The organism is Caloramator proteoclasticus DSM 10124 (assembly GCF_900129265.1).
GTDB classification, from domain to species: Bacteria; Bacillota; Clostridia; order Clostridiales; family Caloramatoraceae; genus Thermobrachium; species Thermobrachium proteoclasticum.
The window spans coordinates 1-8,056 of the sequence record NZ_FQVG01000076.1 but is presented as its reverse complement, the minus strand read 5'-3'; the positions used below and the strand labels follow the sequence as shown (position 1 = coordinate 8,056).

Annotated in this window: 5 protein-coding genes and 3 pseudogenes; 3 read left to right on the top strand and 5 right to left on the bottom strand. The window is 29.6% G+C overall.

Annotated elements, in window-relative coordinates:
- The first annotated feature begins 370 nt into the window (after positions 1-370).
- Both BUB63_RS12245 and BUB63_RS12240 read left to right on the top strand, forming a co-directional pair.
- Positions 371-1,090 (top strand): hypothetical protein, encoded by a 720-nt coding sequence (locus tag BUB63_RS12245; protein ID WP_143290290.1) that lies wholly within the window; start codon positions 371-373, stop codon positions 1,088-1,090.
- Positions 1,091-1,966: 876 nt separating this feature from the next.
- Positions 1,967-2,515: pseudogene (locus BUB63_RS12240) on the top strand (DDE-type integrase/transposase/recombinase); the annotation flags it as partial.
- Positions 2,516-2,661: 146 nt separating this feature from the next.
- Here the strand turns inward: BUB63_RS12240 and BUB63_RS12235 are convergent.
- The 5 genes and pseudogenes from BUB63_RS12235 to BUB63_RS12220 all read right to left on the bottom strand — a co-directional run bounded on the left by BUB63_RS12235 (position 2,662) and on the right by BUB63_RS12220 (position 7,132).
- Positions 2,662-3,483: a GNAT family N-acetyltransferase gene (locus BUB63_RS12235; protein WP_073250151.1), complete on the bottom strand. Its 822-nt coding sequence runs from the start codon at positions 3,481-3,483 to the stop codon at positions 2,662-2,664.
- A gap of 1,297 nt (positions 3,484-4,780) precedes the next feature.
- Positions 4,781-4,849, bottom strand: a pseudogene (locus tag BUB63_RS14070) (SEC-C metal-binding domain-containing protein); the annotation flags it as partial.
- A gap of 192 nt (positions 4,850-5,041) precedes the next feature.
- Positions 5,042-5,170, bottom strand: a pseudogene (locus BUB63_RS14115) (recombinase family protein); the annotation flags it as partial.
- 11 nt (positions 5,171-5,181) lie between these two features.
- Entirely contained in the window at positions 5,182-6,201 is a 1,020-nt protein-coding gene (locus BUB63_RS12225; RefSeq protein ID WP_073250145.1) for an Rpn family recombination-promoting nuclease/putative transposase, read from the bottom strand.
- 337 nt (positions 6,202-6,538) lie between these two features.
- Complete coding sequence (locus BUB63_RS12220; protein WP_073250142.1) at positions 6,539-7,132, bottom strand: hypothetical protein; 594 nt, start codon at positions 7,130-7,132, stop codon at positions 6,539-6,541.
- A 349-nt stretch (positions 7,133-7,481) separates the two neighbouring features.
- Between BUB63_RS12220 and BUB63_RS12215 the strand changes: the two genes are divergently transcribed.
- The coding region (locus BUB63_RS12215) for a GIY-YIG nuclease family protein (protein WP_242947377.1) at positions 7,482-8,056 on the top strand (575 nt) is incomplete at its 3' end.

The following is an 8,056-nucleotide window of genomic DNA, read 5'->3' as shown; positions in this document are numbered from 1 at the left end:
ACTTTTAAGTCTACAGATAAATGTGAACAGAACTATAAATGAAATAGTTGAAGTTTCAATTTGAGGATTTATTCTTCCATCTTTTAACCCCTTGATTTTTTCTCCAAGATGGTATACCTTAGAGAAGTAGGTGAGCATTTGTTTTAAATAACGCTTGTTCATCTCAAAACATCCTTTCTATTAGGTTTGTAGCAAAATTCATTATAGAAAGGATGTTTTCATTTTTAAACCCTAAATTTTTTCCAGTAAAAATCGGAATTTACATATTTCAATTATTATTCATCTAAACCATTACATATCAAGGGGCTACGCCCTATTTATTTTTTAATCTGCGAAACTTCTGATAGATTTAGATGATACATTTATTATGATGAGCGATGGAGCAGTTCATGCAGGAATAGGGCAGACACTGAACTTGGGATGGCAGTGGGAAAATATTAAAGATTATACAGAAAGAACATATAAAAAAGAACTACCTGCTAAAAACTTTGCAAGGTTGTTAGTTAACATCTGTGATAATCTTTATGGGCAAAAACCTGGAGATGATACAACAGTTGTTGTTGTAAAAATTAGAAAGCCTCAAAACGTTAACGTATTAATAGGGCCTCCTGTTGATAAGGAGCTTGATGAATATGTTATTAAAAAGTTTATAAATAGCGTTGGGAAAAAGGTTGTATGCGGAGGTACTACATCTCAGATAGTCTGTAGGGTTTTAAACAAAGAGCTAAAGGTTAATTTAAACTACATTAATCCTTCAATTCCTCCTACAGCGGAAATTGATGGTATAGATTTAGCCTGCGAAGGGGTACTTACAATGAGCAAAGCTGTGGAATATGTAAAAAGGTATATTTCATCTAAGGATACTTTAACAGATTTATTTTATCTCAATAAATATGATGGTTCTTCAAGACTATCTAAGATGCTGATAGAAGAGGCTACTAATATACATTTTTTTGTTGGAAGAGCCATTAATCCTGCCCATCAAAATCCTGAATTTCCTCTCGATTTAGGATTAAAATTAAAGCTTGTTGATACTATGGCTGGATATTTAAAATGCCTTGGAAAGGAGGTCACAGTAGAATATTTTTAAAAAATTCCTTAAAATTAGCAATATCTATTTTTGCATCACCTGATGTTTGCCTACACCAAAAATGACAGCTTTTTAACCAAACATCAGCCATAAGCTTTAATAAAGACCTTAATAAATAAATTACCATAATTGTATTCAATAGTTTCATCATGTCTTTTATCCTAAAGTGAATGTTATATAGTTGCTATCAAAAAAACAAAAAAGCCCTGATTTCTCAAGGCTTCTATCTATCGTATCATTGTGTTGTTCAAATATGTCTTTAGACGATGATGTTGATACAAGACTAAAATTACTATTTTATATCATTATATAACTCAAACTTTTTATACTACTAACACAATAATATAATCTATTCTTTCTCCTCTGCCCAATTAAATGTTTTCTCAATTTTACAAAAGGATTAGATTGCTATCTATTAACTTAGTACTTGTTGGTTACAGGTTGGAAAATAGGAAGTCTTTATTTAATGATTAAATGGAAAAATTTCAGTATAAGAAATTTGCGATATTTCTCCAAAAGTACTTGCCGTTTAAAATGGTTCATCAAAGTCATTTACTTATATTCAATGGACCGAGCTATAGGTTACAGAACTCTTTAATAAAATACAATTAATAACATTTATGGTAATATGGATGTTGAAATTATTTTTTTAACTTTTTGTATTTAATTATTGCAAAACGTAATATTCTCGGTCTTGTTCTTACTTATTACGTTAATTATGGCCTTTCAACAAGAAAAACTGCCGCTCTACTCAAAGATGTCTATGGCGTTAATATATCTAACCTAACTGTTTTAAATTATGTGAATTCTGTTTCTTTGCTTGTTAAGCCTTTTATTAATAATTATGATTAGCAGCTTTCTGATTCATTCTCTGGCGATGAAACTCACATCAAAGTTAATGACAGATGGCACTATGTTTTCTTTATGTTTGATGCTGTTAAAAAGATTATTCTCTCGTATAGAGTTTCTCCTATTTGTGATACCATCTCAGCCATTAAAGCTATTAACGATATCCTTATTAAACTTAAATCTACTCCTGATAATCTTAGAATCATTACTGATGGTAATCCTATTTATTTGCTGGCTCAACATTTCTTTGCTGGTCATGGTATAAACTTTGATGTCACTCAAGTTATTGGACTTAGTAACAATGACCTCGTGTCTAAAGAATTTAGACCTCTTAAACAAATTATCGAAAAGCTCAATAGAACATTTAAAGCTAACTACAAGCCTGCAACAGGTTATTCTTCTGGCGATAGTTCTGTTGCCTTCGTTACATACTTTAATTTCTTGAGACCTCAGAGTGCCCTTGAAAAGAGAGTCCCTGCTATTATTCCTGAACTTGAAAAATATTCTACAATGCCAGCTAAGTGGCAGAAATTAATTGAGTTATCTCAAAAATATATCTTAAATCAGACTTCTTAAATCCTTTATATCCATTCCCTTCGCCTTCTTCTAAAACTAAATTAAAATTTTGATTACGTTTGACAGGGGAAACTTCCATTACTATATCATTCTGTTGTTAATTTATTCCATTTAGCTAGTTTTTCATAAACTTTTTACACTACCAACTACAATTCAATTATCATGTAATCATCGTAAAACTCAAATCCTAAGGCTTCATAGGCTTTTAATGCTGGGGTATTATCCTTTCTAACCATTAGCGTTGGAATTTTACCCCTTTCGATAATTATTCTACAAAGCTTAGAAACTATTGCCTTGCAATATCCCCTCCCTCTTTCTATAGGTGTTGTATAAACCCCGCCAATTTGTGAAATTTCATCTGTTGTAGTTTGAATACATGCCGTTGCAACTATCTTACCACCCTTAATGGCAAACAAATAGTCCTCATCAACAGGCATTTGGACTAAAGTTTTTTTAGCTTCTTCTATCGATGCATCATCTCTTCCAAAACCTATTTGGCTTGCCTCCACTAAGAATTCAGCAGCTATATCTAAATCAAGCTCATAATAATTTTGTATCTCAATATCTTTACATTGAAATTCTTTTAAATTTTTATTGATATAATATGCATCATCACTAACATTTGCGATAGATTTAACATTCTTCAAGTTTTCATACAAAGGCTCAATAATTCTTCTAATGCCAAGAAGATATTTAAAGTCCCTCTCTTTCATTATCTCTACAAAATAAGAAATAGCTCCTTCACTCTCATAATGAGGAATACAACTTCCTAAGTTATAAAATGGTATTATGCCCTTCAATTCGCCTTTTTGAAAATATCCATAATAATCCCCACATCTTCTTAATTCCTTGTTATTGTCAATTCCAAAATACTTTATATTGCCTATCAAAAATGTAGTTTCGATGTAATTTCTTTTTAAATATTTCTCCACTATTTTTCTATCGATTTCAAAGAGTTGTCTAATCATAACACCACTCCTAAAAAAAATTAATAGTTTTGTTAAGTTATAAGATATTTGAATTTCATCTCCCCTTTGATTTATCTTATATATAAAAAAAACATAATGCCTCCTAAGGAGAGATAAAATTATGTCTTATTTAATTTATTCTTCATTTCCACTTACTTTCCTTTTTTTTGTGATATGTTTTTATTCAACCCCCATCGCCTCCAAGTATATTTACACTACAAAACAAAAAGCCCTGATTTCTCAAGGCTTCTAAGTATCTGTTGTTCAAATTTAGAATACTCCCCCAATCTAACTTAACTTTCTAAAATCACTCTTAAAAAATTAAGGACGGCCATTCTAATCGAATATCCAGCCCCAACTATTTATAAAGAGCCAATTTTTAATACATAAAAATTACTTCCATACTAAATCCTCAGTATCTTAATTAAAAATTATATTAACCTAAATTTTTTAATCTTTCCTTAATAATTTCTTTCTCTTCATTCCCTGTGGCTATAGAAAGTCCTTTTTGGTAGAATTCTTTCGCTTTAACAGCATCATATATATCGTTTTCATACAAACAATATACATCACCATAAGCAATATAACTCCAAGGATTCTTAGGAAAATCTAATATTAATTTTTCACACTCAATTTTCGCTTCTTCTAATTTATTTAATCTAACTAAAGACTCAATTATCGCTCTCCTCATCTGATGAATTAATTCCTCATTTTCATTCCTAAAATAGTGTAGAAATTCTTTACAATATTTGATTCTGATTTCAAAATATTTTGGCTCATCAATTCCTGCATTATATAACTCACTCTCTAATTCTTGACAAAAGTCCCTTATGTCAAAACTTCCACAATACTCTTTATCCAAATATTCAAGAGTGTTAAAATCTGTTCTTATTCTATATTTTATCCCTTCCCAAACTTTTAGCCATTTATCGCATGCCAAAATTGATTTATTATCATCTAAATACTGATATCCTTCTTCAATCAAATCTGCCATTTGCTCTATGGATAAAGCATTTTCTGGAGCAAACCTTTCCCATAATACCCAAGCTGCATAAAAAGGAAAATCTTCATCTCTTCCTTTAGCTGTCACATTATAAGTATTAAACCAATTTTCAGATATTTGCTCTGCAGAATAATATCTTTCTATATCTTTTAAAAATATTTCTTTATTAAACATTATTCCTATACTTTGTAATTTTTCTATTATTTCTTCATTACTCATTTCTTTTACTTCTTCATAAGACCATAATTCTAAAAGAAAATTTCTAAAATTATTAAAGCTCACTTCTGGGTTTATTTTATCTATACAACACTTTTTGTATTTCTTACCACTACCACAAGGACAAGGATCATTTCTTCCTACTTTCATAAACAAACCTCCCTATTATTTAAGTTTATATACATATTATAAAGCCTCTAAAATAAAAAAATCAATTGTTTCATCTAAATCTTCAGTGCAACTAAGTTCCTTTACAACTTCCTCATACCCCCCATAAAATTTCTTTCTTATTATTTGTAACCCCATTAAACACCTTAACAAATGCCTTCTTTATTTCATTTTCAATATTATCCAACACAAGTTTCCACTTACTGACCTACTTTCCTCTTGTGCAAATAAAGCGGAAATAGTTAGCATAAGCTCACCATCCCCGCTAAAACTGTGAATGTTTTCTTTTTCAAAATATATTTTATTTCAAATTATTTCTTCAAATATTTATTTATTTCATCTATGCTTTGCATATCTAATATATCTTCAACTATAATTTCCAATGTAGCTACATCTAATTCTTGTAATTTCTTTTTTAAATCATCAGATATTATCCCAAATCTTTTAGTCAATAACTTTATTGCTGTTTTTGTTAATGCCATAGTTTCCCCTTTTTCTATACCTTTTTCTATACCTTTTTCTATACCTTTCTCCATACCTTCTCGTCTAAACATTTCTGCCAATGTCATAGCATACTCACTCCCCTCTATAAATATTTTCTCTATATCCTTTGTTATTTCCCTAAAATCATTTTCTGTTATTTCTTGATATGAACTAAATATATATCTCATATATGTCTCAAAATAATGAAGTGCCGTTTGTTTATCCTCAAGTTCTACTAAATATCTTGCTGCATTTAATATCGTTTTTTTCATCCTATTTACATCATCTGAAAATATATCTCTTAATATTGATAACATTATTCTTAACTGTACTTGTCCCTTTATGTCTTCATCTTTATATCTTGATATGTCATATAGAAGATATTCAAAGTTTGGTATATATCTTTTTATTTCTTCTGTTAATTCATCATATCCTTCTATTATTGTTCCTAAATCATTTCTTATGTTCCATTTTTCACTTCCGTGATATACTACAAGAGGAATTATTATTGGTAATTTACCTAATCCCTCCTTCTTTATGTTCATCTCCCATATCTCTACCATATATCTCAATAGCTGCAGGGCTGTTTGTTTACTTACATAACTTTTATGTTCAAATAGAAAATATATATATCCTTCTCTTTTATTTATATTTACCTTAAATAGCATATCTGAGTATACTTCTTGTAGCTTTTCGTTTATAAAACTGTCCTTTTGTAATACTAATGTTTCTAAATCTATTAGTTCTACCATTTCCTGTGGCAGATAGTTTATTATAAAGTCCTTTGCTACCTCTATGTCTGAAAAGGTTTCTTTGAAAAATTTATCGTGGGGATTTTGTATCTTCATATTTTCACCTACTAATTTTTCTGTATTACACCAATTTTATATTGATTACAAATTATCTCTTTTATCCTTATATTATTATATTTAATTATTTTTTTCAACTTATATACATATCAATATGCAATTTATCTTTTTTTATTTCACTCATAAGTTATATGTGATATGGCTGCCATTCAAAAAAGCAAAGAAGCCCTGATTTCTCAGAGCTTCTATCTATCGTATCAATGTGTTGTTCAATATGTCTAATGACGATGATGTTGATACAAGGTTTTATTTAATAAAATTATAGTACAGGATTGGTATTCTAAGGAATACCCGCCCCAACAATTGACGAAAACCCTTATTTTTTAAACACAAATACTTCTGCATACTTATCCGTATAATTTACATTTTGAGCTGGTGTCATAATAACAGCATCCATATTAGGATAGATACTTTGTAAAACATTTGAAAAATTAGATAACCTATTTAAATCTTTTATAGAAACAAATAGTATTACCCCTACTTCAAACTCTGATGCTTTAAAACTTTTTTTGAACTTTTCAATATCTTCAGCTTTATCATCGCTATTTAAATTTATTTTTATATACTCAATTAAACTTCCTTTTGTCACTGACTTAATGTCATAAAAATCAGCCATTCCCACACCATAGTCATCTGATTCATATTTTTCTATCATATCCAAGTAAGCCTCAATATGATCTTGACTTATAAAAGCATCTACACTACTGCTTAATTCATCAACATTTATCTTAAGCTTACCCTTAGAATCTTCTTCCGTAAATTCATAGTTTCTATCTACTATACAAATATCACTATCTTTGCATTCAGCTACAAATTTAAGCTGTTTATGCTTAAATTTTTCATATATCAATTTAACATTTGTATAACATTTGATCTTAAAATCCTCCTCATCAAGTTCAAAATCAAGCAATTCTTACACCTCATTTCAACTTTATATGTTATTTATTCTTAGTGTCTTAATTCACACTATCTAATAACTAATTGCTATCTATATGCTTTATTATATCAAACATTTATTTACAGATTAATTAGATATACATAATGTTTTACGTTGTTGATACTGGTTCATCAGGTACAAAATCAAAACATCCTCTAATAATTGTACATTCCATCTTTCTCCATCCTCATCTACAATAAACCTATAATTTCCATCTTAACCCCTTAAATAGAATTTACCCTTAAACTTTGCACTTTGTGCCTTTGTCTTTTCTGATTCTATATCATATTCATCAGATGCTAGTTCAAATTTATCCTTCAAATTGATAGAACATAAACGTAATCCTGACAAGGATTATTGGACAGAGGCTGTTGTATTTACTACATCTAATAATTCATTTGGCCCTACAGAGATAAGCTATCTTGAAAATCGATTTTGCACTCTTGCTAAAGAAGCAAATCGCTATATTCTTAAAAACGAAATTGAACCCACTCAAGGTAATATAACTGAAGAAAAGGAAAGTGAACTTGAAGAATTCATTGATTATGCCAAAATTGTTATGGGTGCTCTTGGTCACAAATTATTTGAACCCCTCATAGATAAGCCTAAAATAACAATTAATGTTGAGACTCCTGAAGAATTGCTACTCTTTCTAAAACGAAAAAGTCGAAAAAGTGGCAAAATTATCGAGGCAAGTTGTAAGCGAACAAACGAAGGTTTTGTAGTTTTACAAGGTAGTCATATTGAAACGATAGATTCTGAAAGTATTCCGCCTGGTATTAAAGAACGCAGGCAAAAAGCCAAAATAGATGAAAATGGAATACTTCAAGAAAATATCTTATTCCATAGTCCATCATATGCAGCTGCTTTTGTCATTGGTGGTAACGTAAACGGACT